20 protein-coding genes and 1 pseudogene are annotated in these 25,928 nt (G+C 70.2%); 11 read left to right on the forward strand and 10 right to left on the reverse strand.

Annotated features, from left to right (window positions below):
- Window positions 1-159: 159 nt before the first annotated feature.
- Both ppdK and dusB read right to left on the reverse strand, forming a co-directional pair.
- Window positions 160-2,883 carry a pyruvate, phosphate dikinase gene (ppdK, locus tag ACWD10_RS15140; RefSeq protein ID WP_451090870.1) on the reverse strand — a complete coding sequence of 908 codons (2,724 nt, stop codon included), beginning with the start codon at window positions 2,881-2,883 and terminating at the stop codon, window positions 160-162.
- 416 nt (window positions 2,884-3,299) lie between these two features.
- Window positions 3,300-4,520 (reverse strand): tRNA dihydrouridine synthase DusB, encoded by a 1,221-nt coding sequence (gene dusB / locus ACWD10_RS15145; protein ID WP_451090872.1) that lies wholly within the window; start codon window positions 4,518-4,520, stop codon window positions 3,300-3,302.
- Window positions 4,521-4,629: 109 nt separating this feature from the next.
- On the opposite strand from dusB, the gene ACWD10_RS15150 reads away from it, so the two are divergent.
- Window positions 4,630-6,117, forward strand: a complete 1,488-nt coding sequence (locus tag ACWD10_RS15150) for an MFS transporter (RefSeq protein WP_451090874.1) — start codon at window positions 4,630-4,632, stop codon at window positions 6,115-6,117.
- Here ACWD10_RS15150 and ACWD10_RS15155 read toward each other — a convergent pair.
- Window positions 6,072-7,257, reverse strand: a pseudogene (locus ACWD10_RS15155) (MmyB family transcriptional regulator). The gene ACWD10_RS15150 and the pseudogene ACWD10_RS15155 sit on opposite strands and share 46 nt — an antisense overlap.
- Between ACWD10_RS15155 and ACWD10_RS15160 the strand changes: the two are divergent.
- Window positions 7,193-8,542 (forward strand): MFS transporter, encoded by a 1,350-nt coding sequence (locus ACWD10_RS15160; protein WP_451090876.1) that lies wholly within the window; start codon window positions 7,193-7,195, stop codon window positions 8,540-8,542. The pseudogene ACWD10_RS15155 and the gene ACWD10_RS15160 overlap by 65 nt on opposite strands.
- Before the next feature lie 68 nt (window positions 8,543-8,610).
- On the opposite strand, the gene ACWD10_RS15165 is transcribed toward ACWD10_RS15160, so the two are convergent.
- Window positions 8,611-8,868, reverse strand: coding sequence for a DUF6243 family protein (locus ACWD10_RS15165; protein WP_451091080.1), 258 nt, complete (start codon window positions 8,866-8,868; stop codon window positions 8,611-8,613).
- A gap of 275 nt (window positions 8,869-9,143) precedes the next feature.
- Here ACWD10_RS15165 and ACWD10_RS15170 point away from each other — a divergent pair, with 275 nt between their 5' ends.
- Window positions 9,144-9,359 (forward strand): hypothetical protein, encoded by a 216-nt coding sequence (locus ACWD10_RS15170; RefSeq protein ID WP_451090878.1) that lies wholly within the window; start codon window positions 9,144-9,146, stop codon window positions 9,357-9,359.
- A 5-nt stretch (window positions 9,360-9,364) separates the two neighbouring features.
- Here the strand turns inward: ACWD10_RS15170 and ACWD10_RS15175 are convergent, their stop codons facing one another.
- The 3 genes from ACWD10_RS15175 to ACWD10_RS15185 form a co-directional block, all read right to left on the reverse strand.
- Window positions 9,365-9,988, reverse strand: coding sequence for a TetR family transcriptional regulator (locus tag ACWD10_RS15175; protein ID WP_451090880.1), 624 nt, complete (start codon window positions 9,986-9,988; stop codon window positions 9,365-9,367).
- A 109-nt stretch (window positions 9,989-10,097) separates the two neighbouring features.
- Window positions 10,098-11,114 (reverse strand): aldo/keto reductase, encoded by a 1,017-nt coding sequence (locus ACWD10_RS15180; protein WP_451090882.1) that lies wholly within the window; start codon window positions 11,112-11,114, stop codon window positions 10,098-10,100.
- 182 nt (window positions 11,115-11,296) lie between these two features.
- A complete protein-coding gene (locus ACWD10_RS15185; protein WP_451090884.1) occupies window positions 11,297-12,676 on the reverse strand; it encodes a glycine--tRNA ligase in 1,380 nt (459 codons plus the stop codon).
- A 198-nt stretch (window positions 12,677-12,874) separates the two neighbouring features.
- Between ACWD10_RS15185 and ACWD10_RS15190 the strand changes: the two genes are divergently transcribed.
- The 4 genes from ACWD10_RS15190 (at window position 12,875) to ACWD10_RS15205 (ending at window position 16,204) form a co-directional block, all read left to right on the forward strand.
- The gene (locus ACWD10_RS15190) at window positions 12,875-13,915 is read left to right on the forward strand and encodes a metal ABC transporter substrate-binding protein (RefSeq protein WP_451090886.1); all 1,041 of its coding nucleotides are present in this window, start codon (window positions 12,875-12,877) and stop codon (window positions 13,913-13,915) included.
- Window positions 13,916-13,980: 65 nt separating this feature from the next.
- Complete coding sequence (locus ACWD10_RS15195) at window positions 13,981-14,769, forward strand: metal ABC transporter ATP-binding protein (RefSeq protein WP_451090888.1); 789 nt, start codon at window positions 13,981-13,983, stop codon at window positions 14,767-14,769.
- A gap of 2 nt (window positions 14,770-14,771) precedes the next feature.
- Window positions 14,772-15,674, forward strand: a complete 903-nt coding sequence (locus ACWD10_RS15200; RefSeq protein ID WP_451091082.1) for a metal ABC transporter permease — start codon at window positions 14,772-14,774, stop codon at window positions 15,672-15,674.
- Between the two features lie 122 nt (window positions 15,675-15,796).
- Window positions 15,797-16,204, forward strand: a complete 408-nt coding sequence (locus tag ACWD10_RS15205; protein WP_451090890.1) for a Fur family transcriptional regulator — start codon at window positions 15,797-15,799, stop codon at window positions 16,202-16,204.
- A gap of 85 nt (window positions 16,205-16,289) precedes the next feature.
- Here the strand turns inward: ACWD10_RS15205 and ACWD10_RS15210 are convergent, their stop codons facing one another.
- A complete protein-coding gene (locus ACWD10_RS15210; protein WP_451090892.1) occupies window positions 16,290-17,111 on the reverse strand; it encodes an isoprenyl transferase in 822 nt (273 codons plus the stop codon).
- Between the two features lie 85 nt (window positions 17,112-17,196).
- Window positions 17,197-17,946, reverse strand: a complete 750-nt coding sequence (gene recO / locus ACWD10_RS15215) for a DNA repair protein RecO (protein ID WP_451090894.1) — start codon at window positions 17,944-17,946, stop codon at window positions 17,197-17,199.
- A gap of 228 nt (window positions 17,947-18,174) precedes the next feature.
- On the opposite strand from recO, the gene ACWD10_RS15220 reads away from it, so the two are divergent.
- Window positions 18,175-19,092 carry a hypothetical protein gene (locus tag ACWD10_RS15220; protein WP_451090896.1) on the forward strand — a complete coding sequence of 306 codons (918 nt, stop codon included), beginning with the start codon at window positions 18,175-18,177 and terminating at the stop codon, window positions 19,090-19,092.
- A 40-nt stretch (window positions 19,093-19,132) separates the two neighbouring features.
- On the opposite strand, the gene ACWD10_RS15225 is transcribed toward ACWD10_RS15220, so the two are convergent.
- Window positions 19,133-21,049, reverse strand: a complete 1,917-nt coding sequence (locus ACWD10_RS15225) for a beta-galactosidase (RefSeq protein WP_451090898.1) — start codon at window positions 21,047-21,049, stop codon at window positions 19,133-19,135.
- A 226-nt stretch (window positions 21,050-21,275) separates the two neighbouring features.
- Between ACWD10_RS15225 and ACWD10_RS15230 the strand changes: the two genes are divergently transcribed.
- The 3 genes from ACWD10_RS15230 to ACWD10_RS15240 are packed head-to-tail and all read left to right on the forward strand — an operon-like array spanning window position 21,276 to window position 25,927.
- Window positions 21,276-22,907 carry an ABC transporter substrate-binding protein gene (locus ACWD10_RS15230; protein WP_451090900.1) on the forward strand — a complete coding sequence of 544 codons (1,632 nt, stop codon included), beginning with the start codon at window positions 21,276-21,278 and terminating at the stop codon, window positions 22,905-22,907.
- A gap of 39 nt (window positions 22,908-22,946) precedes the next feature.
- Complete coding sequence (locus tag ACWD10_RS15235) at window positions 22,947-23,906, forward strand: ABC transporter permease (RefSeq protein WP_451090902.1); 960 nt, start codon at window positions 22,947-22,949, stop codon at window positions 23,904-23,906.
- On the forward strand, window positions 23,906-25,927 hold the full coding sequence (locus tag ACWD10_RS15240) for a dipeptide/oligopeptide/nickel ABC transporter permease/ATP-binding protein (RefSeq protein WP_451090904.1): 2,022 nt from the start codon (window positions 23,906-23,908) through the stop codon (window positions 25,925-25,927). The genes ACWD10_RS15235 and ACWD10_RS15240 overlap by 1 nt, the downstream gene beginning before the upstream one ends.
- Window position 25,928 lies beyond the last annotated feature (1 nt).

The raw sequence follows: 25,928 nt of genomic DNA on the forward strand, positions 1-25,928 counted from the left end.
CCGTTCCGGGCCTGAACTGCGCCGGGGCACACCGAAGGGGGCGCCCCCGCACAAAGGGCGCCCCCTTCTGAACCGGGACGAGTGCCGGATCGGTGAGGGTCGGGTGACACGACACCGGTCCCGGGGTTCAGGCGGGCCCGCAGGCCCTCATGGCATCGGCTATCGGCTGTCGCTGCCCTTCGACTCCGCCGCCGCCCGGCCCGCCTCGAGCCGCGCCACCGGGATCCGGAACGGCGAGCAGGAGACGTAGTCGAGGCCCACCTCGTGGAAGAAGTGCACCGACTCCGGGTCACCGCCGTGCTCACCGCAGATGCCGAGCTTCAGGTCGGGGCGCGTCTCGCGACCGGCCTTCACGGCATCCCGTACGAGCTTGCCGACGCCGTCCTTGTCGATGGTCTCGAACGGCGACACCCCGAAGATGCCCTTCTCCAGGTACGCGGTGAAGAAGCTCGCCTCCACGTCGTCCCGGGAGAAGCCCCACACGGTCTGCGTGAGGTCGTTCGTGCCGAAGGAGAAGAACTCGGCGGCCTCCGCGATCTGACCGGCGGTCAGCGCGGCCCGGGGCAGCTCGATCATGGTGCCGAGCGCCAGCTTCAGCTCGACACCGGTCTGCTGCTGCACCTCGGCGATGACCTGCTCGGCCTCGTCGCGGACCAGCTCGAGCTCCTGCACCGTACCGACGAGCGGAATCATGATCTCGGCGCGCGGGTCGCCCTTGGCGTTCTTGCGCTCGGCCGCGGCCTCCGCGATGGCCCGTACCTGCATGGTGAACAGGCCCGGGATGACGAGGCCGAGGCGGACGCCGCGCAGACCCAGCATCGGGTTCTGCTCGTGCAGCCGGTGCACGGCCTGGAGCAGGCGCAGGTCGTTCTCGTTGGCGTCCTTGCGGGACTCCGCGAGCGCGACGCGCACCGACAGCTCGGTGATGTCCGGCAGGAACTCGTGCAGCGGCGGGTCGAGCAGGCGGACCGTCACGGGCAGCCCGTCCATCGCCTTGAAGAGCTCGACGAAGTCGGCCTTCTGGAGCGGCAGGAGCTCCTTGAGGGCCTCCTCACGCTCGCCCTCGGTGTCCGCGAGGATCAGCTTCTCGACCATCTCGCGCCGCTCACCGAGGAACATGTGCTCGGTGCGGCACAGGCCGATGCCCTGCGCCCCGAACCGGCGGGCGCGCAGCGCGTCCTCGGCGTTGTCGGCGTTGGCGCGCACGCGCAGGCGGCGGACCCGGTCCGCGTACGACATGATCCGGTGCACGGCGGAGACCAGCTCGTCGGCCTCGTCGGCCCCGGCGTGCATCCGGCCCTCGAAGTGCTCGACGACCGGCGACGGCACGACCGGCACCTCACCGACGTACACCTTGCCGCTGGACCCGTCGATGGAGACGACATCGCCCTCCTCGACCACGACACCGCCGGGCGCGGTCATCCGCCGCCGCTTGGTGTCGACCTCGAGCTCCTCGGCACCGCAGACACAGGTCTTGCCCATGCCGCGCGCGACCACGGCGGCGTGCGAGGTCTTGCCGCCGCGCGAGGTCAGAATGCCCTCGGCCGCGATCATGCCGTCCAGGTCATCGGGGTTGGTCTCGCGGCGGATCAGGATGACCTTCTCGCCGGACCGCGACCACTTGATGGCGGTGTACGAGTCGAAGACCGCCTTGCCGACGGCGGCACCCGGAGAGGCGGCAATACCGCGGGCGATCTTCTCGACGTCCTTCTCGGTCACGGACTCGTCGAAGCGCGGGAACATCAGCTGCGCGAGCTGCGCGCCGTTGACCCGCTGCAGCGCCTCGGCCTCGTCGATCAGGCCCTGGTCGACGAGTTGTGTGGCGATCCGGAAGGCGGCCGCGGCGGTGCGCTTGCCGACCCGGGTCTGGAGCATCCACAGCTGGCCGCGCTCGATGGTGAACTCGATGTCGCAGAGATCCTTGTAGTGCGTCTCCAGGGTCTCCATGATCTGCATGAGCTGGTCGTACGACTTCTTGTCGATCGTCTCGAGCTCCGCGAGCGGCACGGTGTTCCGGATACCGGCGACGACGTCCTCGCCCTGCGCGTTCTGGAGGTAGTCGCCGTACACGCCCTGGTGGCCGGAGGCGGGGTCGCGGGTGAAGGCGACGCCGGTGCCGGAGTCCGGGCCGAGGTTGCCGAAGACCATGGAGCAGATGTTGACGGCCGTGCCCAGGTCGTGCGGGATGCGCTCCTGGCGCCGGTAGAGCTTGGCGCGGTCGCCGTTCCACGAGTCGAAGACCGCGTGGATGGCGAGGTCCATCTGCTCGCGCGGGTCCTGCGGGAAGTCCCGCCCGGCCTCGGTCTTGACGATCTTCTTGAACTTGGTGACGAGCTTCTTCAGCTCGGCGGCGTCCAGGTCGGTGTCGACCGTGACCTTCTTGGCCGCCTTGGCCCGCTCCAGCGCGTCCTCGAAGAGGTCGCCGTCGACGCCGAGGACCGTCTTGCCGAACATCTGGATCAGGCGGCGGTACGAGTCCCACGCGAAGCGCTCGTCGCCGGCCTGCTTGGCCAGGCCCTGCACGGACTTGTCGGAGAGCCCGATGTTGAGGACGGTGTCCATCATGCCGGGCATGGAGAACTTGGCGCCCGAGCGCACGGACACGAGCAGCGGGTCGTCGCCCTGGCCGAGCTTTTTGCCCATCTTCTGCTCGAGGGCGTCGAGGTGCGCACCGACCTCGTCCCGCAGGGCGGCCGGCTCCTCGCCGTTGGCCAGGTACTCCTTGCAGGCCTCGGTGGTGATCGTGAAGCCGGGTGGCACCGGGAGACCGAGGTTGGTCATCTCGGCGAGATTTGCTCCCTTGCCCCCGAGCAGGTCCTTGAGGTCCCTGTTGCCCTCGGTGAAGTCGTAAACGAACTTCTGGCGGTCTACGTGATCCGACACGGGCCTGACTCCTCGGTGCGGCTGCCCTGACGGCGAGGAACATACCCAGATCGAAGGCGTCTGGGTACGTCCACTCAGTGGTCGCACGGCCGTAACCACCCGTCCGCCAGCAGATCAAAAGTGATGGACGCACGGCGTGACCAACCGGTGAACGTTCAGGGCGCGAAGAGCACTACGCCCGTAGACCCGGGTTTGGCGCTCATTCGAGCGTGGACTTAGCCCATTTGCGTTCAAGAAATAAAAGCAAAACCAATGGCACCCAGTGCCAGCGTTGGAAAGATGCAGCCACCCAAGATCCGCTCATCTGAGCGGCACCCCGATCAGGGGTGGCGAGAATCACGCCGCTCCGCGGAGGTCGGTTCCACGATCCGGACGGTGCTTGGGATGCCCTTTACCTGGCATCCAGGCTGGTCGGATCAGCCCCCGGAGGTGTCGAGCTCCGCGTCCTCGCCCACGCCCGCGCAGTCGTACGGGTCGCGGAGCCAGCCGTCCGGCAGGACCACGCGGTTGTTGCCGGAGGTGCGGCCGCGTGGCCCGTCCGCGCCGTCCGGCCACTCCTGGTCGAGGTCGAGCTCGTCGAGCCCGGCGCGCAATTCGGCCAGGGACGAGGTGATCGCGAGGCTCTTGCGCATCTGCGAGCCGACCGCGAAGCCCTTCAGATACCAGGCCACGTGCTTACGGAAGTCGATGACGCCGCGCGCCTCGCCCTCCCGTCTCCCACCACCGCCCTCAACGGTGGCCCTCCGGGCCGCCCCTCCTTCTTCGTACCACTCGCCGAGCAGCGTCGCGTGCCGGACCATCGCGTCCGCGACGACGCGGAGCGTGGGCTGGGCCCGGTCCGGCCGCCCCTCGAAGGCGGCCACCAGGTCCGCGAACAGCCACGGCCGACCGAGGCAGCCGCGCCCGACCACGACTCCGTCGCAGCCCGTCTCGCGCACCATCCGCAGGGCGTCCTCGGCGGACCAGATGTCGCCGTTGCCGAGCACCGGGATCTCGGGGACGTGTTCCCTGAGCCGGGCGATGGCGTCCCAGTCGGCCGTGCCGCCGTAGTGCTGTGCGGTGGTGCGGCCGTGCAGGGCGATGGCGGTGACGCCCTCCTCGACGGCGATCCGGCCCGCGTCCAGATACGTCAGGTGGTCGTCGTCGATGCCCTTGCGCATCTTCATCGTGACCGGCAGGTCCCCGGCCCCGCTCACCGCCTCGCGCAGGATCGCGCGGAGCAGCGGCCGCTTGTACGGGAGCGCGGAGCCGCCGCCCTTGCGGGTCACCTTCGGTACCGGACAGCCGAAGTTCAGGTCGATGTGGTCGGCCAGGTCCTCCTCCGCGATCATGCGGACGGCCTTGCCGACGGTGACCGGGTCGACGCCGTACAGCTGGATCGAGCGCGGGTTCTCCGTCGCGTCGAAGTGGATCAGCTGCATGGTCTTCTCGTTGCGCTCGACCAGCGCCCGCGTCGTGATCATCTCGCTCACGAACAAGCCCTTGCCGCCGGAGAATTCGCGGCAAAGGGTGCGGAACGGCGCGTTCGTGATACCGGCCATGGGGGCGAGCACCACCGGCGGCTGCACCGTGTGCGGACCGATGGCGAGCTGCGGACCGGCAAGGACTCCGGGAGAGGCGGGGGCGAGCGTGGTCATGGCGCCATTGTCCCGTACCCGGCCGAGGGTCCGGTCTCCGCTGTCGCTTCCCACTGTCGCCTCCGACGTGACGTTCTCTCGGTAGTTAGTTAGGCGTACTATTTTGCGCATGTCCGAGCTGGGTACGCCACGTACGCAGAGCGGCCGCCGACGGCTGCTCGTTCTGGCCATCTGCTGCATGAGCCTGCTGATCGTCAGCCTCGACACCACCGTCCTCAACGTCGCGCTGCCGGTCATGCGCAGGGACCTCGACGCCGATGTGGCGGGGATGCAGTGGACCATCGACGCGTACACGCTGGTCCTCGCCTCGCTCCTGATCCTCGCGGGCTCGACCGGCGACCGGATAGGGCGCCGCAAGGTCTTCGCGGCCGGGCTCGTGCTCTTCTCGCTCGGCTCGCTGCTCTGCTCCCTCGCGCCCAACCTGGAATCGCTCGTCGTCTTCCGGGCGCTTCAGGCCGTGGGCGGCTCGATGCTCAACCCGGTCGCGATGTCGATCATCACCAACACCTTTACGGAGCCGCGCGAGCGCGCCCGCGCCATCGGCGTCTGGGGCGGCGTCGTGGGCCTCTCGATGGCGGCCGGGCCGCTGGTCGGCGGGGTGCTCGTCGACACGGTCGGCTGGCGCTCGATCTTCTGGGTCAACCTGCCGGTGGGGCTGCTCGCGCTCGTCCTGACCCTGCGGTACGTCCCCGAGTCCCGCGCCCCGCACCCGCGCCGCCCGGACCCGCTCGGGCAGGTGCTCGTGATGGCGCTGCTCGCCTCGGTGACGTACGCGATCATCGAGGCGCCCGCCGCGGGATGGACCTCGCCCGGGATCCTCGGTTGTGTCGCGGTGGCCGTGGTCGCGCTGCTCGGGCTGCTGTGGCACGAGCCGCGGCGGGCCGAGCCGCTGATCGATCCGCGGTTCTTCCGGAGCGCTCCGTTCAGCGGCGCGACCGTGATCGCGGTGTGCGCCTTCGCGTCGCTGAGCGGATTCCTGTTCCTGTCCACGCTGTATCTCCAGGACGTACGCGGGCTCGACGCGCTGCACGCCGGGGTGTGGATGCTGCCGATGGCCGCGATGACGTTCGTCTGCGCGCCGCTGTCGGGGCGGCTCGTGGGCGGCCGGGGACCGCGGGTGCCGCTGCTCGTCGCCGGGTGCGGGATGACCGCGAGCGGGGTGCTGTTCGCGGCCTTCGATGCGGAGACCGCGAACGGGACGCTGGTGCTCGGCTATGTCCTCTTCGGCCTCGGCTTCGGCTTCGTGAACGCCCCGATCACCGACACCGCCGTGGCCGGGATGCCCCGCGCCCAGGCCGGGGTGGCGGCGGCGGTGGCCTCCACGAGTCGGCAGATCGGCGGCACGCTCGGCGTCGCGGTGATCGGCGCGGTGCTCGCGGCGGGTGTGGGGGACGGCGGGCACACGACCGACCCGGGCCGGTTCGCGGCGGCGGCCACGCCCGCGTACTGGATCATCGTGGGGTGCGGGCTCTGCGTCCTGCTCATCGGGGCCGTGACGAGCGGGAGTTGGGCCAGGCGTACGGCCGTCCGCGCGGCGCGGCGCCTCGGCGGTCAGGGTCGTACGGCCACCGAGGAAGCGGCGCACGCCAAGTCGTAGAGCTTCTCGATCCGCTGCCGCGACTCGTCGTCCGCCGGGGTGTACGTCACCATCCGCGGCCCCTGCTGCGGGCCGAGCCACAGGTCGGTGTGGAACAGGCGGACCAGGCCCACCTCGGCGTTGCGGAACTCCTTGGTCTTGCTGCGGGCGCCGACCACCTCGTGCCGGTCCCAGGCCGCAGAACTCCTGGGACGTCGTCTGTAGCCGGTGGAGCAGCGCCTTCCAGGGGCCCTCGGTCAGATGCCCCGCCATGGCGACGCGGAACTTGGCGGCCATCAGACGGTGCGTCTCGTCCAGCTTCACGATCGAGGACCGCCACTGCTCGTTCGTGAACGACAGGACCATGCAGTTGCGGTCCTCCGGCGGCACTTCCTCCAGGTCGCAGAAGAGCCTGCCGTACGTGCGGTTGTACGCCAGGATGTCGTACCGGCTGTTCTGGATGCAGGCCGGTGACGGCTCCAGCTGGCGGAGCATCTCCCGCAGCGCCGGGGTGATCGAGGTGCAGGTGGCACCCGGCGACGGGTCGGCGGTGCCCGCCAGGTTGAACAGGTGGGCGCGCTCGTTCGGGTCGAGCAGCAGCGCCCGCGCGAGCGCGTCGAGCACCTGCGCGGAGACATGGATGTCGCGGGCCTGCTCCAGCCACGTGTACCAGGTCACGCCCACCGCGGAGAGCTGGGCGACCTCCTCGCGGCGCAGTCCCGGGGTGCGACGGCGGCGGCCGCGGGGCAGGCCCGCCTGCTCCGGGGTGATCCGCTCGCGGCGACTGCGCAGAAAGCTCGCGAGCTCGCTCCTGCGCACGTCCGGTTCCGCCGTCGGCTCGGTCCTCAACGTGCTCATGCCCCCAGGGTGCCGAACGGCCGCGGCGGGTTCCAGGCCGTTACCGGGTAGTGCCAGTACCAGGATAAAGACACTCTGGTACCAGGCTGAGCGGCGGGTGATCGTTGCTGGCGTGAGCGAATCGACCCTACGGACCCAACCCCTTACCGAACCGTCCCCCCGTACCGAATCAGCGGTACGGGTCGTCCACCACGAGCAGGAGCGCACCCCCACCCTCGGGCCGCTCGGGCTCTTCACCGTGCTGCTCGGCGCCGCCCTGCCGCTGATCGACTTCTTCATTGTCAATGTCGCCCTGCCCACCATCGACCACGATCTGGCCGCGGGCCCCGCGATGCTCGAACTGGTCGTCGCGGGCTACGGCGTCACGTACGCCGTGCTGCTCGTGCTCGGCGGGCGGCTCGGCGATCTGGCCGGGCGGCGTCGGCTCTTCCTCGCCGGGATGGCGGCGTTCGGCCTGACCTCGCTCGCCTGCGGCCTCGCGCCGGACGCCTGGACGCTCGTCGGGGCCCGGGTGGCGCAGGGCGCCGCGGCCGCGCTGATGCTGCCGCAGGTGCTCGCCACCATCCAGGCCGCGACGCGGGGCCCGCGCCGGGCCCGGGCGATGGGCCTGTACGGCGCCACGGCCGGGCTCTCCATGGTGGCCGGGCAGATCCTCGGCGGCGTACTCGTGGCCGCCGACGTGTGGGGCACCGGCTGGCGCGCGATCTTCCTGGTGAACGTGCCGGTGGCGGTGCTCGGTCTGATCCTCGCGGCCCGCTCCGTGCCGGAGACCCGCAGCGACCGGCCCGCGCCCGTCGACGTACCGGGCACGCTGCTCCTGGCCCTCACCCTGGTCACGCTGCTCGCGCCGCTGACCGAGGGCCGGGCCGCGGGTTGGCCGCTGTGGACCTGGCTGTCACTCGCCGCCTTCCCGCTCGCGGCGCTCGCGTTCTGCCTGGTCGAGCGGCACGCGGACCGGTCCGGACGGCTCCCGCTCGTGCCGCCGAGTCTGCTGCGCCTGGCCACGCTGCGCCGGGGGCTCGCGCTGATCCTGCCGTTCTCGATCGGCTTCGGCGGCTTCATGTTCGTGATCGCGGTGGCGTTGCAACAGGGGCTGCGCAAGGGCCCGGTCGAGGCGGGCCTCGCCCTGGTGCCGATGGCGGTCGTCTTCTTCTTCGGCTCGCTCGCCGGGCCGCGCCTCACCCGGCGGTACGGCAGCCGGATCGTCACCGCGGGCGGCCTGATCCAGGGTGTGGGCCTGGCCCTGGTCGCGGTGGCGGTGTGGCGGGACTGGTCGGGGCTCGGGGTGCTCGAACTCGCCCCCGGGTTCGCGGTGGCCGGGCTCGGCCAGGCGCTGCAACTGCCGGTGCTCTTCCGGATCGTGCTCTCCGACGTACCGGCGGAGCGGGCGGGCGTGGGCAGCGGGGTCATGATCACGACGCAGCAGTCGGCGCTCGCGCTCGGCGTCGCGACGCTGGGCTCGCTGTTCCTGTCCCTGGTGCCGGGGGCGGGCATGCGGGACGCGCTGGTGGTCACGCTGCTTGTGCAACTGGGGCTGGTCGCGCTGACGGTGCTGCTGAGTGTGCGGTTGCCGCGGAAGGTGGGCTGAGGCCGGGGAACGCGACGGGGCCCGGGGTGTGCTGCCCCGGGCCCCGCTTGCGTGATCGTGCTCGTCGGTTACTTGGACCGCTGCTCGTCGTCGGTGGCGGCGCCCGTACCGGCCTCGGTGTCCGTACCGGTGTCGGTGTCGGTACCGGCCTCGGAGGTCTCCTTGCCCTGGGCCCGCTCGCGCATCTTGCGGAGCAGTTCCTGCTTCTTGTCCTCGGCCGCCTTGCGGTCGTTGGCACGGTCGGCGGCGGCGCCCTGCGCGTAGTCGCGGGACATCTTCGTGCGCTGTCCGCCCACGCCGAGGAGGTTATTGCGGCTCTTGGCCACGGGTTCTCCCATCGCGGTGAAAGAAATTGATTGGCGTACGTCATGAGGGGGCGGGCCTGAAGCCTCGCCGCACTCTCACTCGTAAAGCGGCAGATGAAAGAACATACGGGGACGCTATCGAAGGGCAGGCCGGGACGCACCCGAGTTTTCGGACGTACGCGATCACAGGGGGCGCGGTCGCCCAACCGTCCGACGCGATCGCCCTGTTGATATTGGTCTTGCTGCACACTGGTCGGCGCACGACGCAGCAGCGCCGGCAGCACCGGGAGGCACGGATGCCGTCCATGACCACGAGCAAGGTGAGCCGCTGGGACCAGCACGGCCGCGAACACACGGTCCATGTGCGCAAGTCGGGGGTACAGCGCGCCCTCGTCTGCGAGACCTGCGACTGGCGCCGCAGCGCCCAGTTCCTGCCGTGGCTGAAGGCGGAGGAACATCTGGCAGAGGCTCATCAGGCGACGGTGGATCCGAGCATGTCCCCCGACTCGTAACCCCGTTAGCGCGTGCGCAGTCCGCGCAGGATCAGGTCCACGACCGCGGTGAACTCGTCCTCGATGCCGGGGGCCGACCACTGGGGCGCGTAGGCCGGGTCGTGGAAGCGGGACGTCGCGTCGAAGACCGCCCGGGCCGCACCCTCGGCATCGCCTTCCGCGCCGAGGGGCGTGAACTCGCCCGCGCGTACGCCCTCTTCGATGATCCCGGTCAGCTGGGCGACCAGGTCGCCGATGTGCTCCTCGACCACCGTGCTGCTCTCGTCGAGCAGTACCTCGTACGTGGCGAAGAGCTGCGGGTCGTCCCCCGCCTTGTGCCGCTTGGCGGCGAACAGCGCCGTCAGCCAGTCGCGCAGCTTCCGCTCGGCGCTCCCGGGACCCCCGGGGCCGCCCGCCACCGCCGCCAGGGTCGCCGTCGTACGGTCGAGCCACCGCTTGGTGACCGCCTCGCGCAGCGCGGCCTTGGTACGGAAGTGGCGGTAGACGCTGGCGTGGCTGACGCCGAGCGCGCGGGCCACGTCGACCACCGTCGCCTTGGCCGCACCGTGCCGCCGCAGCACGCCCTCGGTGGCCTCGAGGATGCGTTCCGCGGTCAGGGGTCCGGTGCTCGCCGGTTCGGTCCTTGTCACGCCGGAAACGGTACCGGGAATGCGGAGGGCACCCTGGGGGCGCCCTCCGCATCGTCCTTCCGTATCGCCCCTGCTCAATCCCGAATCGCCGCTGCTCGATCGCCCCTGCTCAGCGCTCGCTGTCCAGGTGCGCCATCTGCGCCGCGGGGTAGCGCTCCCCGGCCGCCGCGCCCGCGGGCACGGCCTGCTCGATGGCGTCGAGGTCGGCCGGGTCGAGCGTGAGGTCGGCGGCGCCGAGTGCCTCGGCGAGCCGGTCGCGGCGGCGCGCGCCGATCAGCGGAACGATGGCCGTGCCGCTCCGCTCCTGCTGTGCGAGCACCCAGGCGATCGCGGTCTGCGCCACGCTCGCGCCCTTCTGCTCCGCGACCTTCCGCAGCGCGTCCACGAGATCCAGGTTGCGCTGGAGGTTCTCGCCCTGGAAGCGCGGGCTCATGCCGCGGAAGTCGCCGGGCGCGAGCTGCCGGTCCCGGGTGAAGTGGCCGCTGATCAGGCCGCGCGAGAGCACCCCGTACGCGGTGACGCCGATGCCGAGTCCGGCCGCGGCGGGCAGGATCTCGTCCTCGATGCCGCGCGAGATCAGCGAGTACTCGATCTGGAGATCCGCGATCGGCGCGACGGCGGCGGCCCGCCGCAGCGTCTCGGCGCCGACCTCGGACAGGCCGATGTGGCGTACGTGACCGGCCTCGACGAGCTCCGCGATGGCGCCGACGGTCTCCTCGATCGGGACGTCCGGGTCGAGCCGGGCGATCCGGTAGATGTCGATGTGGTCGGTGCCCAGGCGCTGGAGCGAGTACGCGGCGAAGTTCTTCACGGCGTTCGGCCGCCCGTCGTACCCGGTGAAGCCGCCCTCCACGGTGCGCAGGGCGCCGAACTTGACGCTGGTGAGCGCCCGTTCACGGGCGGCGCCGGTGGCGGTGCGCAGCGCCTCGTTGATGAGCAGTTCGTTGTGGCCCATGCCGTAGAAGTCGCCGGTGTCGAGCAGCGTGATGCCCGCGTCGAGGGCGGCGTGGATGGTGGCGATGGACTCGGCGCGGTCGGCCTCGCCGTACAGCGCGGACATGCCCATGCAGCCGAGACCGAGGGCGGAGACGGCCGGGCCGGTGGTGCCGAGGGTGGTGGTGCGCATGGATCGCTCCTTGGGCGTGCGGTGCGGATCGGTGTGCCCTCACGGTGCCACATGCGCTGACAGATTTCAAATTCTGTAATCTGTCAGCCACTCCTCAACCCGCCGGACACCCGCCGGACCCGGGCAGCACGAAGGCCCCGGCTCCCCCAAGGGGAACCGGGGCCTTCAGCGACGTACGGGACTCAGCAGCCGATCAGACGCTGCGCGAGATAGCCCTCGATCTGGTCGAGCGAGACGCGCTCCTGCTTCATGGTGTCGCGCTCGCGCACCGTCACCGCGTTGTCGTCCAGGGTGTCGAAGTCGACCGTGACACAGAACGGCGTACCGATCTCGTCCTGGCGACGGTAGCGGCGGCCGATCGCGCCCGCGTCGTCGAACTCGATGTTCCAGTGCTGCCGCAGCGCCGACGCGAGACCCTTGGCCTTCGGGGACAGGTCGGGGTTACGGGAGAGCGGAAGCACCGCGACCTTGACCGGCGAAAGCCGCGGGTCGAGGCGGAGCACGGTGCGCTTCTCCATCTTGCCCTTGGCGTTGGGCGCCTCGTCCTCGATGTACGCGTCGAGCATGAAGGCCAGCATCGCGCGGCCGACACCGGCCGCGGGCTCGATGACGTACGGCGTCCAGCGCTCGCCCGCCTCCTGGTCGAAGTAGGAGAGGTCCTGGCCCGAGGCCTTGGAGTGCGCCGTCAGGTCGAAGTCCGTGCGGTTGGCCACACCCTCGAGCTCGCCCCACTCGGAGCCGCCGAAGCGGAAGCGGTACTCGATGTCAGCGGTGCGCTTGGAGTAGTGGGAGAGCTTCTCCTTCGGGTGGTCGTACCACCGCATGTTCTCCTCGCGCAGACCGAGGCCCGTGTACCAGTTCCAGCGCTGCTCCATCCAGTACTCGTGCCACTTCTCGTCCTCGCCCGGCTTGACGAAGAACTCCATCTCCATCTGCTCGAACTCGCGGGTGCGGAAGATGAAGTTGCCCGGAGTGATCTCGTTCCGGAAGGACTTGCCCATCTGCGCGATGCCGAACGGCGGCTTGCGGCGCGAGGTCTGCTGGACCTGGGCGAAGTTGGTGAAGATGCCCTGCGCGGTCTCGGGGCGCAGGTAGGCGACCGAGGCGGAGTCCATGCTCGGGCCGAGGTGCGTGGAGAGCAGACCCGAGAACTGCTTGGGCTCGGTGAACTGGCCCTTGGTGCCGCAGTGCGGGCAGTTGACCTCGGCGAGCGACTCGGGCAGCCGGCCGTGCTTGGCCTCGAAGGCCTCCTCCAGGTGGTCGGCGCGGAAGCGCTTGTGACAGGAGGTGCACTCGGTGAGCGGGTCCGTGAAGGTGGCGACGTGGCCGGAGGCCTGCCAGACCTCGCTGGCCAGGATCACCGACGAGTCGATACCGACGACGTCCTCACGCGAGGTGACCATGTGGCGCCACCACTGGCGCTTGAGGTTCTCCTTGAGCTCGGTGCCCAGCGGCCCGTAGTCCCAGGCGGCGCGCTGACCGCCGTAGATCTCACTGCAGGGGAAAACGAAGCCACGGCGCTTGCTCAGGCTGACGATGGTGTCGATCTTGTCGGCGGCCACTGTGCTCTCTTCATGACGAATGGACGGACAACTTGTTGCGGCGCGAAGCGCCTCGATGAGGGGCGGCGGTCGGGAGCCGGGTGGGCGAATGGTTCAGGGTACCGGCGCTGCCCACCCCTGGATCAAATCGGTTCGCTGCTCAGCACCGCTCCGACGCTTTGTTGACAATCGTTTCCATCTTTGATGAAAATGACTGTCATGAAAAAGGTACGACGCCGCCTCATATCCACCACCGCCGTCGCAGGAGCCACTGCCCTCGGCCTCATCTCCCTCTCAGCCTGTGGCAGCTCCGACGCCGCGGGCAAGAACGAGTCCGGCAAGCTCGACGTGGTGGCGTCGTTCTATCCGGTGCAGTTCCTCGCCGAGCAGATCGGCGGGAAGCACGTCAACGTCAACACCCTGACCAAGCCCGGGATCGAGCCGCACGACCTGGAGCTCAAGCCGCAGCAGATCGCCGAGATCGGCGAGGCCGATGTGGCGCTCTACCTCAAGACCGTGCAGCCCGCCGTGGACAAGGCCGTCGAGCAGGCCGACACGGAGACCAAGATCGACGCCGGATCCCTCACCAAGCTGGAGAACCACGGCACCGACGGCCACGACCACGGCGGCGAGCACGCCGAAGAGGGCGGCCACGAGGGCGAGGAAGCCCACGGCGACGAGCACGGCCACGAGGGCGAAGAGGCGCACGGCGACGAGCACGCCGAAGAGGGCGCGTCCGCCGGCGACCCGCACGTCTGGCTCGACCCGGTGAAGTACGCCGAGGTCGCCAAGGGCGTCGGCAAGGCCTTCGAGAAGGCCGACCCGGACCACGCCGCGGACTACAAGAAGAACACCGAGGAGCTCGTCGGCAAGCTCGGCGACCTCGACAAGGAGTTCGCGGACGGTCTGAAGAACACCAGGACCAAGACCTTCATCACCACGCACGCCGCCTTCGGCTACCTCGCCGAGCGCTACGGCCTGGAGCAGGAGGGCATCGCGGGCCTCGACCCGCACAGCGAGCCCAGCCCGGCCCGCATGAAGGAGCTGCAGAAGATCGCCAAGACGGACAACGTCTCCACGGTGTTCTTCGAGACCCTCACCAGCGACGAGACCGCCAAGGCCCTCGCCACGGACACCGGCCTGAAGACCGACGTCCTCGACCCGCTCGAGGGCATCACCGACAAGTCCAAGGGCGACGACTACTTCGCGGTCATGAAGGCCAACCTGACGGCCCTCGAAAAGGCGCTCGGCGCCAAGTGAGGGCCGGGACCGACAGCACCGCAGCAATGCAGCAATGCAGCAATGCAGCAACGGAGGCGCGACGCATGAAGTCCGGCAGCGGAACCGGGGCCGACCCCGTCATATCCCTCACGGCGGGCCGGGCCACCCTCGGCGCGCGCCCCGTCCTGCGCGGCGTCGACCTCACCGTCCACCGCGGCGAGGTCGTCGCGCTGCTCGGCGCCAACGGCTCCGGCAAGTCCACCGCCGTACGCGCCGTGGTCGGCCAGGTCCCGCTCGACGACGGCACCCTCGAGCTGTTCGGCACCCCGCTGCGGCGCTTCAAGGACTGGGCCCGTATCGGTTACGTACCGCAGCGCACCACCGCCGCCTCCGGGGTGCCCGCCACCGTCCGCGAGGTCGTCTCCTCCGGCCGTCTCGCCCGTACGAAGCTGGGCCTGCCCGGCAAGGGCGACCGTGCCGCCGTCCGCGCCGCCCTCGACCTGGTCGGCATGGGCGACCGGATCAAGGACTCGGTGAGCGCGCTCTCCGGCGGCCAGCAGCAGCGGGTCCTGATCGCCCGTGGCCTGGCCTCCGAACCCGAGCTGCTGATCATGGACGAGCCGATGGCCGGGGTCGACCTGGCCAACCAGGAGGTCCTCGCCGAGGCGCTGCGCACTCAGGTCGCGAGCGGCACCACGGTCCTGCTCGTGCTGCACGAACTCGGGCCCCTGGAGCCGCTGATCGACCGGGCCGTGGTGCTCCGGGACGGCTGCGTCGTGCACGACGGGCCGCCCCCGCGCGCCGTCGGCCAGCACGCGCTGCCCGGCCACGACCACGTACACCCGCACGCGGCGCACGGCGCCGAGCCGATCCGGACGGGGCTGCTGACCTGATGCTGGAGATCCTGAACTACGCATTCATGCAGCGGGCGCTGCTCGCGGCCACCATGGTCGGCCTGACCGCGCCCGCCATCGGTACGTACCTCGTCCAGCGCCGCCAGGCGATCATGGGCGATGGCATCGGGCACGTGGCGATGACCGGTGTGGCGCTCGGCTTCCTGTTCAACCAGAACCCGGTGTGGATGGCGACGCTCGTCGCGGTGCTCGGCGCCGTCGGCATGGAGTTGGTCCGCTCGCGCGGGAAGACCAGCGGCGACGTGGCGCTCGCGATGCTCTTCTACGGCGGCATGGCGGGCGGTGTCATGATCATCAACCTCTCGCCCGGGAACTCCACGGCGAGTTTCAACACGTACCTCTTCGGCTCGATCTCGACCGTCTCCCCCGAGGACGTCACCGCGATCTGCATCCTCGCCGCCTTCGTCCTCGCCGTGACGGTGGGGCTGCGCCGCCAGCTCTTCGCGGTCTGCCAGGACGAGGAGTTCGCCCGGGTCACCGGGCTTCCGGTGCGGCTGCTCAACCTGCTCATCGCGGTCACCGCCGCGGTCACCGTGACCGTCGCGATGCGCATCGTCGGCCTGCTCCTGGTCAGCGCGATGATGGCGATCCCGGTCGCGGCCGCCCAGCGGGTCACCCGCGGCTTCGTGACCACCCTCGCGCTCGCCATGACCCTGGGCACCGCGGTCTCGCTGACCGGCACGGCGACCACGTTCTACCTGGACGCCCCGTCCGGCGCCGCGATCGTGCTGCTCGCCGTCGCCGTGTTCCTGGTCCTCGCGCTGCTCGCCGCCCCGGTGGCGCGGCGCCGGGCGCGCGGTACGGGGTCCGCGGACAGGGCCGCGGTGGCGGAGTGCACGCTGCCGCCCGCTCCCCGTGAGGTGGTGGACGACGTCAAGGTGTGAGCGATACCGCTGCCGGGCGGTGGCACTCTGGGTACAGGACACCTCAAGGTGACGTAAGGCTTGCCTTACGCACACCGGGCAACCTGGCACAATGGCCCGGCAGCAGATGCGAGGAGGTACCTGTGACAGCGCCCGTACGCGGCCGGTCGACCCGGCAGCGCGCCGCCGTGGCGGCTGCCCTGGACGAAGTGGACGAGTTCCGCAGCGCCCAGGAGCTCCACGACCTGCTCAAGCACAAGGGCGACTCGGTCGGCCTGACCACGGTGTACCGCACCCTGCAGTCGCTCGCCGAGGCCGGCGAGGTCGACGTCCTGCGCACCAGCGACGGCGAGTCCGTCTACCGCCGCTGCTCCACCGGCGAGCACCACCACCACCTCGTCTGCCGCGTCTGCGGCAAGGCCGTCGAGGTCGAGGGCCCCGCCGTGGAGAAGTGGGCGGAGTCGATCGCGGCCGAGCACGGGTTCGTGAATGTGGCGCATACGGTCGAGGTGTTCGGTACCTGTGCGGAGTGCGCGGCGGCCGACAAGTAAGCGCGGATACCAAATGAGCGGGTATACGAAGGGCCCGCACCGTCGTACGGACGGTGCGGGCCCTTCGTAATCACCAGGTCTATGCCTACGCCTGGGAAGCCTCCACCTCATTGGGCAGCGCCCCGCCGAAGCGGCGGTCGCGGGAGGCGTACTCGACGCAGGCCCGCCACAGGTCGCGGCGGTCGAAGTCGGGCCACAGGACGTCCTGGAAGACCATCTCGGCGTAAGCGCTCTGCCAGATCAGGTAGTTGGAGGTGCGCTGCTCGCCGCTCGGGCGCAGGAACAGGTCCACGTCCGGCATGTCCGGGTAGTACAGATACTTCGCGAAGGTCTTCTCGTTCACCTTCGACGGGTCGAGCCGCCCGGACCGCACGTCCTCCGCGAGGGCCTGCGCGGCATCGGCGATCTCGGCGCGGCCGCCGTAGTTCATGCAGAAGTACAGCGTGAGCCGGTCGTTGTCCTTGGTCTGCTCCTGGGCGATCTGGAGCTCCTTGGCGACCGACTTCCACAGCTTGGGCATCCGCCCCACCCAGCGCACCCGCACGCCGAGCTCGTCGAGCTGGTCCCGCGTCTTGCGGATGAAGTCGCGGTTGAAGTTCATCAGGAAGCGCACCTCGTCCGGGGAGCGCTTCCAGTTCTCGGTCGAGAAGGCGTACAGGGAGATGGCCCCGACACCCATCTCGATCGAGCCCTGCAGGACGTCGAGGACCCGCTCGGCGCCGATCTTGTGCCCCTCGGTGCGGGGCAGCCCCCGCTCCTTGGCCCAGCGGCCGTTGCCGTCCATGACGACGGCCACGTGCTTGGGGACGAATTCGCTGGGGAGCTTGGGTGGCGTGGCCCCGGACGGGTGCGGCTCGGGCGTCCTGTACTCGCGGCGCTGCCGTCCCAGAATCCCGCGTCGTGCCATGTGGTTACTCGCTCCCTAACTCTTCTCAGCTCTTCTCGGCTTTTCCCGGCCGATGTCAGCTCTTCGCAGCGCTTCGCAGCGCTCCTCAGCCCTTCTCGACGTATCGCAGCGATCGGAGTCCGCGCTCCAGGTGCCAGTGCAGATACGCCGATACGAGACCGCTGCCCTCCCGCACGTACCGCGGCTCGCACGCGTCCGCCGTCGCCCAGTCGCCGGTGAGCAGCGCGCCGAGCAGGGCGATGGCCTCCGCAGACGGTACGACACTTCCCGGCACCCGGCACTCGCCGCATACGACACCGCCCGCCGCGACCGAAAAGAACCGGTTGGGGCCCGGCATCCCGCACTTCGCGCAGTTCACAAAGCTCGGCGCGTACCCGTTCACGGCGAGCGAGCGCAGCAGAAAGGCGTCGAGAACGAGATTCGGCGCGTGTTCCCCGCGGGCCAGGGTCCGCAGCCCCCCGACGAGCAGCAGATACTGCTGCACCGCGGGCTCCCCCTCGTGATCGGTGAACCGCTCGGCGGTCTCCAGCATCGCGGTGCCCGCGGTATAGCGCGCGTAGTCGCTCACGATTCCGCTACCGTACGCAGCGATCGTCTCACTCTGCGTGCACAACGGCAGCCCGCGGCCGATGAGTTCACTGCCGCGCGCGAAGAACTGCACATCGACATGGGAGAACGGCTCGAGCCGCGCCCCGAATTTGGACTTGGTCCGCCGCACCCCCCGGGCCACCGCCCGCACCCGCCCGTGCCCGCGCGTGAGCAGCGTAATGATGCGATCGGCCTCGCCCAGCTTCTGGGTACGCAGCACGACCCCATCGTCACGGAACAGGCTCATGCGCTCATTGTCCCGCATGGAGGAGGGCACGGCGTAGCTGGCAGTTTCCTGGACGGATCGTGGCCGGGTCCTGCGCGGACCCTGGACGGGTCCTGGACAGATCCTGGGCAGTTCCTTGCTCAAAGGACTTGTATTGAAAGGGAGTTGGCGCAATCGTCGCCCTTGACGCCGCTCCGGGGGGACGGCGGGAGCACCGGATCGATGTCGTATCGACGGGGATAACTCAACGTGCTGCGTGTCCACTTCACCGCCGCGGACCTGGCCCGCACCCGGGTGTCCGAGGGCGCGGATCCACTCTGGGAGATCGTCCTGAGCCTGCACCGGCTACAGGAACGGCGTCCCGACCCGACGCTCGCCGCCTGGCGCAAACACACCGTCGGGCGCGGCCCCGAGCCGCTGCGGATGCTGCTTCCGCTCGTGCCGCCGCGCGGCTACTTCCCGGACTTCCTCACGCCACCGGCGGCCGCGGCCGGAGTGGAGCACGGCTTGGAGGCGGTGATGTCCACGCCGCGGCGCCGTCTGCGGGCCGAGCTCACCACCCTGGCTGCGGACCACGACCTGCCGTCCTGGACCCGCGCCCTGGCGGACGGCGAACCGGCCACGCTCCGCCGCCTCGCCCGCGGCCTGCGCGCGTACCACCACCGCGCCCTCGGCCCCCACTGGCCCCGGATCGGCCGCCGCATCGACGCCGACCGCGCCCTGCGGCTGCACGCCCTGTGGCACGGCGGCGCGGAGGCGATGCTGCGGACGTACGGGCCGGAGATGCGCTGGCAGCCGCCGGTCCTCGAGGTCGACTATCCGGTGGACCGGGAACTCCACCTGGAGGGGCGGGGGTTACTCCTCGTGCCGTCGTACTACTGCCGCGCCCCGGTGGCCTTCGCGGACCCCTCGCTGCCGCCGACCCTCGTCTATCCGGCGAGCGGGGACCTGGTGGAGCGGGCCTACGGGGGTGTGCGGGGAGGTACGCAGGAGGATGCGTACGGTGACGGGTACGAGGGTGTGTACCGGGGTGGGTACGGGGGTGTGTACGGGGGTGTGTACGGGGACGCGTACGGTCGCCGCTCCGAGACGGCCGCGCCACCCGGTGCCCCGCGCCACCTGGCCCCGATACTCGGGCTCACCCGCTCGCCGGGCCCGCCCGCCTAGGGTCTGGCCCTGTCTTCGGCACAGGCCGTCAAACTCCCGCCTACACCCGCGTCACCCGTACCTCCCCACCCTCCTCACCCTCCTCGTCCACCCGAACCGCCCACCGCACCCCGTCCGCCCCCCGCCGCACCCGTACCTGCACGCCCTCCGGCAGGTCGGGAAGGACGGGGTGGACGTCGGTCTCGGCGCGGACCCGGTCGAGCAGGGTCCGCAGCTCGACTGGTTCGGGGAGCGTGCCCAGGTACCAGGCCGTGCCCGCGCCGTACGCGTGCCGGGTCACCGCGGGGCCGCCCTCCGGGAACGGCAGGATCTCCGTCGCGCCCTCCAGGCGGATCTCCTCCCGCCAGGTGCCGTCCGGACGGGGGTCGAACTCCTCCACCGTCAGGCCGAGGAGTTCCCGGAACGGCGCCGGGTAGCCGCCGAGGTGGACCCGGTCGTGCTCGTCGGTGATGCCGGAGAAGTACGTCATGACGAGGGTGCCCCCGTCCCGTACGTACTCCGTCAGGCGCCGGGCCGTCTCCGTGGTGACCGAGTAGAGCGCTGGGACCAGGAGCAGCCGATACGCCGAGTACACCGCCGGGTCGCCGTCGACGGGCAGCACGTCGCAGGCCACCGACGCCTCCCACAGGGGGCGGTGCAGCGCCCGCGCCACGTCGAGGAGCCGCACCTCGGTGCTCGGGTGGGCGTCCTGCTCCAGGGCCCACCAGTTGGGCCAGTCCCACAGCAGGGCCGCGTCCGCGGGCTCCGGGACCGAGCCCAACAGGCCGGGGTGCTCGGCCAGTTCGGCACCGAGCTCCGTGACCTCGCGGAAGATCCGGGTGTCCCGGCCGCCGTGCGGCACCATCGCCGAGTGGAACTTCTCGGCGCCGCCGCGCGACTGCCGCCACTGGAAGAACAGCGCCGAGTCCGCGCCGTGCGCCACCGCCCGCCAGGTGTCCAGACGCATCCGTCCCGGCGGCTTGCGGCCGTTCCTCGGCCGCCAGTTGACCGCGCTCGGGGCCTGTTCGAGAAGGAGCCACGGCTGCCCGCCGCGCAGGCCGCGCATCACGTCGTACGCGAAGGCCGTCTCGTGCGGCGCGGTGGCGTCGTGGGGGTCGGGATAGGAGTCGTACGAGATCACGTCCAGCTCGCGGGCCCAGGCGAACAGGTCGAGGGTCGGGGCGAGCGGCACGAAGTTGGTGGTCACCGGCACGTGCGGGGTGAACCGGTCGAGGACCGCCTTCTCGGCGCGGTAGCAGGCGAGGAACTCGTCGGAGGAGAAGCGCAGATAGTCGAGGCGCTGGGCCGGGTTGCGGAAGGACGGGGCGGTGCGGGGGGTGTGGATCTCCTCGAAGGAGCTGTAGCGCTGGGACCAGAAGTCCGTGGACCAGGCCGCGTTGAGCGCGTCGAGGTCGTCGTCGTAGCGGGTGCGAAGCCACTGCCGGAACGCGGCCGTGGACACCTCGCAGTGGCAGTGCCGGGAGATGTGGCAGCCGAATTCGTTGCCGATGTGCCACAGGGCGAGGGCCGGGTGGTCGGCGTACCGGTGGGCGAGCTGCTCGGTCAGGCGGGTGGCGTAGGCGCGGAACACCGGGCTGGACGGGCACCAGTGCTGGCGCGAGCCGGGGTGCAGCCGGGTGCCGTCCTCCAGAACGGGCAGGGTCTCGGGGTGGCGGTGGGCGAGCCAGGGGGGTGGCGATGCGGTCATGGTGGCGAGGCAGACGGCGATGTTCGCGTCCGCGAGGCGGTCGAGGTGGGGGTCGAGCCAGGTGAAGTCGTAGCTGCCCGGGGCGGGTTCGGCTTTCGCCCAGGAGAAGATGCCGAGGGTGACGAGGTTGACGTGGGCCTCGGCCATGAGGGTGACGTCCTCGGAGTGGACTTCCGGGCCCCACTGTTCGGGGTTGTAGTCGCCGCCGTACCCCGGTGAGTTGAGCCGGTCGTAGAGGTGCTGGAGCCTGTCGCGTTCGGTGGGTTTCATTCCCGATTCCGCCCCTTCCCGTCAGCAGGGGTTGCACCCCTGCACCCCCTTATGTCGCGCTGGACGCGCTCGTCCTCAATAGCCGGACAGACTCCGGTGTGTGCGCGATCCCTTGACCGCACCCACCCCGGCTCCTATGGTCGCGCCACCCGGGACATAGGACGTGGGACCTCTTAATTTGCCACAGTCGTACGGGAGTTGTCGTACGGGACTTGGAGAAGACACCGTGAACGACGTAACCCCTGGGCTGACCGCCCTCCAGCGCCGGTCCTTCCTGAAGTACGCCGGTGCGCTCGGCGCCGCCGCCGGCATCACGACGACCCTCTCGGCCTGCTCGGGCGGGCCCGAATCGACCAACACCGGGGGAGGCGGCGGGGGCGGGCAGGACACGCTCACCGCCGTGATCGGGTACGGCAACGACCAGAGCTGGGACCCGATGCAGACCGCGTCCGCCTTCAGCATGGCGGCCAACCACCACATCTACGAAGGGCTGCTCGACACCGACCCGATCAGCCGCGAGCCCTACCCCGCCCTCGCCACCGCCGTACCCTCCGACCCTCAGGCCACCACCTGGCGGTTCACGCTGAGATCCGGCGCCACCTGGCACGACGGCAAGCCGGTCACGGCCGACGACGTGGTCTTCACCTTCGACCGGATCCTCGACCCGGACGTTCCGTCCCTGGCCAAGAGCTTCATCGAGAGCTGGCTGAAGGAGGCCAAGAAGGTCGACGAGCAGACCGTCGAGCTGGTCCTCAAGTTCCCCTTCCCGGAAGGGCTTCCGCGGCTCACCCTCGCCAAGATCATGCCGAAGCACGTGTTCTCCAAGCCCGGTGCCTGGGAGAAGGCGATCAAGGGTCTCGCGGTCGGTTCGGGCCCGTACCAGATGACCGCGCACCACGCGAAGTCGAATACGACGTTCGCGGCGTACGAGAAGTACAACGGCCCGCGCAGGGCGGCCTTCAAGAAGATGAACTGGCTGTCCATCGTGGACGCCGCCCCACGCGTCGCCAAGATCTCCGGTGCCGACGCGGGCGCGCAGATCGCCGACAACATCCCGTACGCCAACGTCGGCCAGCTGGAGAAGGAGGGCCTGAAGGTCGAGGGCGGGGCGGGGATGAACAACCTGTTCCTGATGTTCAACACCGGCCACAAGCCCTTCGGGGACGTACGCGTGCGGCAGGCGCTGCACTACGCCATCGACACGGACAAGATGATCGAGGCCGCCCTGCGCGGGCACGGCAAGGCGTCCACGTCCTTCCTCGACGAGGGCAATCCGACGTACCGCAAGGCCAAGACGGTCTACGACTACGACCCCGACCGGGCCAAGAAGCTGCTCAAGGACGCCGGGGTCACCGACCTGAAGGTCAACCTCATGGCCGTGAACGTGAGCTGGATCGTGGACTGCCTGCCCACCATCGAGGAGTCCTGGCGGAAGATCGGCGTCGAGACCACCCTCCAACCGCAGGACACCGCGGCCCTGTTCACCAAGCTCGACCAGAAGAAGGACTTCCAGGTCGTCGCGGCCGCGTCCAACCCCAACCAGTTCGGCATCGACGCCGACCTGATCATGCACTACAACTACAGCGCCTCCAACCTGTGGATGCAGTACGCCCGTTGGGCCGAGAACCCGCAGGCCAAGCGGCTGTTCAAGATGATGGACCAGGCGACGCGCGAGCCCGATCCGGCGAAGAAGAAGGAGATGACGCAGGAATACATCGACCTCGTCGCCGAGAATGCGGTGATCTATCCGGTCGTCCACAACGAGCTCATGACCGCCTGGTCCCCGGACCGGCTCACCGGCATCCGCGCCCAGCCCTATCCCGGCATCAACCTGCTGCAGGCGAAACCGGCGAGCTGAGCGGACGGGACAGCAACGGATGGACGGACAGGCTCATCCATGATCGCGATTCTCAGAATCCTGCTCCGGCGCGTCGCCCTGCTCGTGCCGATGCTGCTCGCCATCGTGCTCTTCGTGTTCCTGGTGATGCGGTTCTCGGACATCGACCCGGCGGCGGCGTTCTTCCAGGGCACCAACCCGACGCCGGAGCAGCTGCACCGCTTCCGCGAGGAGAACGGCCTCCTCGACCCGCTGCCGGTGCGCTATGTCGCGTTCGTCGGCGAACTGCTCCAGGGCGATATGGGCATCAGCGTCCTGGAGCGGGCGCCGGTCGTCGACAAGGTCGCGACGGCGCTGCCGCTCACCATGCAACTCACCTTCATGGGCCTGGGGATCGGGGTCGTCCTGTCCCTGGTCTTCGGCATCACCGCGGCCCTCTACCGGGACCGGCTGCCCGATCAGCTCATCCGGGTCGTCTCCCTGACCGGCGTCGCCGCGCCCGGGTTCTGGCTCGCGCTGCTGATGATCCAGTACCTCGCCGTGGAGCTCGGGTGGTTCCCGACGGGCGGGTACGTCAACCCGGCGGACTCCTTCACCGGGTGGCTGAAAACCATGACGCTGCCCGCCTTCTCGCTCTCCCTGCCGATCGCCGCGCAGCTGACCCGGATCGTACGGACAGCGGTCGTGGAGGAGCTCGACAAGGACTACGTGCGCACGGCGATCGGCAGCGGTCTGCCGCCGTTCGTCGTGGTGGGCCGCAATGTGCTGCGTAACGCCCTGATCAACCCGCTGACGGTGCTCGGGCTGCGGGTCGGGTATCTGCTCGGCGGCGCGGTCGTCACGGAGACGATCTTCGCGCTGCCGGGGATGGGGAACCTGATGATCACCGCCGTGAAGAACGGCGACCCGGCGGTGGTCCAGGGCGTAGTGATCACCACGGCGGTCGGCTTCGTCGTCATCAACCTCGTCATCGACATCCTCTACCTCCTGGTCAACCCGCGGCTGAGGAGCGCGCATTGATGCTGCACACGCGTCGGACCCTCGCCGACCGGCTCGCCCGCCCCGGCATCCGCCTGCGCGGGTTCAAGCGGCTGCCCGTCCTCTCCCGCGTCGCCGTCGCCGTACTCGGGGTCATCGTCCTGGTCGCGCTGCTCGCCCCGCTGCTCGCCCCGCACGACCCGCTCGACCAGGCCACCATGGCCGACGGCACCGGGCATCCCTCCGGGGCGCACTGGCTCGGCCAGGACAGCCTCGGCCGGGACATCCTCAGCCGCCTGATGTACGGGGCGCGGCTCTCCCTCCTGATCGGCCTGGGCGCCACGGTCCTCGGTCTGGCCGCGGGTGCGCTGCTCGGCGCGATCGCGGCGACTTCGCGCAAGGCGGTCGACGAGGGCGTGATGCGCTGCCTCGATGTGGTCATGGCGTTCCCGGGGATCGCGCTCGCGGCGGTCCTCGTGGCCGTGTTCGGCGGCGGCATCCCGGTCCTGATCTGCGCGATCGCCTTCCTCTATACGCCGCCGATCGCCCGTGTCGTACGCGCCAACGTGCTTGACCAGTACGGCGAGGACTACGTCACCGCGGAACGGGTCATCGGCGCCCGCACCCCGCACATCGTGCTCAAGCACGTGGCGGTGAACTGCGCGGCGCCGATCCTGGTCTTCTGCACCGTGCAGGTCGCCGAGGCGATCGTCTTCGAGGCCTCGCTCTCCTTCATCGGCGCGGGCGTACGGCCGCCGGACCCGTCCTGGGGCAGCGTCATCGCCGACGGCAAGAACATGGTGCAGATCGGCGGCTGGTGGGCGACGGTCTTCCCGGGCCTGATCATGCTGATCACGGTCCTGTCCTTGAACGTCCTCTCGGAGGGCGTCTCGGACGCGTGGGCGGCACCGGCGGCCCGTGCCGTACCGGCATCCACGGCCAAGAAGGCGTACCGGCAAGACGAGTTGGAGGCACCCGTCACCGGCACCGGTGAGGTGGTCCCCCTGCCCGGCCTGACGGACGCCGCCGCCCGACTGCGCGCCCGCGCCCGCCCACTCCCCGAGGGCCCACCCGTCCTCCAGGTCACCGACCTGGCGATCGGCTTCGCGGACCGGCACCGGGGCACCGACATCGTCGACGGCATCAGCTTCGACGTACGGCCGGGTGAAGTCCTCGGCCTGGTCGGGGAGTCGGGCTGCGGCAAGTCCCTGACCGCCCTGACCGTGATGGGCCTACAGCCGAAGGAGGCCCGCATCCGGGGCTCGGTCGCCTTCGACGGCCGGGAGCTGACCGGGCTTCCGATGCGCTCCCGGCGCGCCCTGCTCGGCCACGACATGGCGATGATCTACCAGGACGCGCTGTCTTCCCTGAACCCGGCGATGACGATCCGCGCCCAGCTCAAACAGGTCGTACGCCGAGGAGGCCACCGCACCCCCGCGGAACTCCTGGAACTGGTCGGCCTGGACCCGGACCGCACCCTGCGCAGCTACCCGCACGAGCTCTCCGGCGGCCAGCGCCAGCGCGTCCTGATCGCGATGGCGCTCTCCCGCTCGCCCAAGCTGATCGTCGCGGACGAACCGACAACAGCTCTGGACGTCACGGTCCAGGCCCAGGTCATCGAGCTGCTGCTCCGCCTGCGCGAGGAGCTGGACTTCGCGCTGATCCTGGTCTCGCACGACCTGGCCCTGGTCGCGGACGTCACGGACCGGGTGGTGGTGATGTACGGCGGCCAGATCGTCGAGACGGGCATCACGGCCGACCTGGTGGCCGCCCCCGCCCACCACTACACGCGCGGCCTGCTCGGCTCGGTCCTGTCCCTGGAGTCGGCCGCCCAACGCCTCACGCAGATCAGGGGCGTGGTCCCGTCCCCCGCGGACTTCCCACCCGGCTGCCGCTTCGCGGACCGCTGCCCGCAGGCGAGCGAGGTATGCCGTACGACGACACCGGAACTGACCGGCGCGGGCCGCACCCACTCGGCGGCCTGCCACCACCCGGCGACGGACCTGACGGTAGCGGCGTCGGGGTCGGCACCGCGGCACAGCACAGCGAAGGGGAGGCGGTGAA

Source organism: Streptomyces sp. NPDC002851, assembly GCF_053591935.1.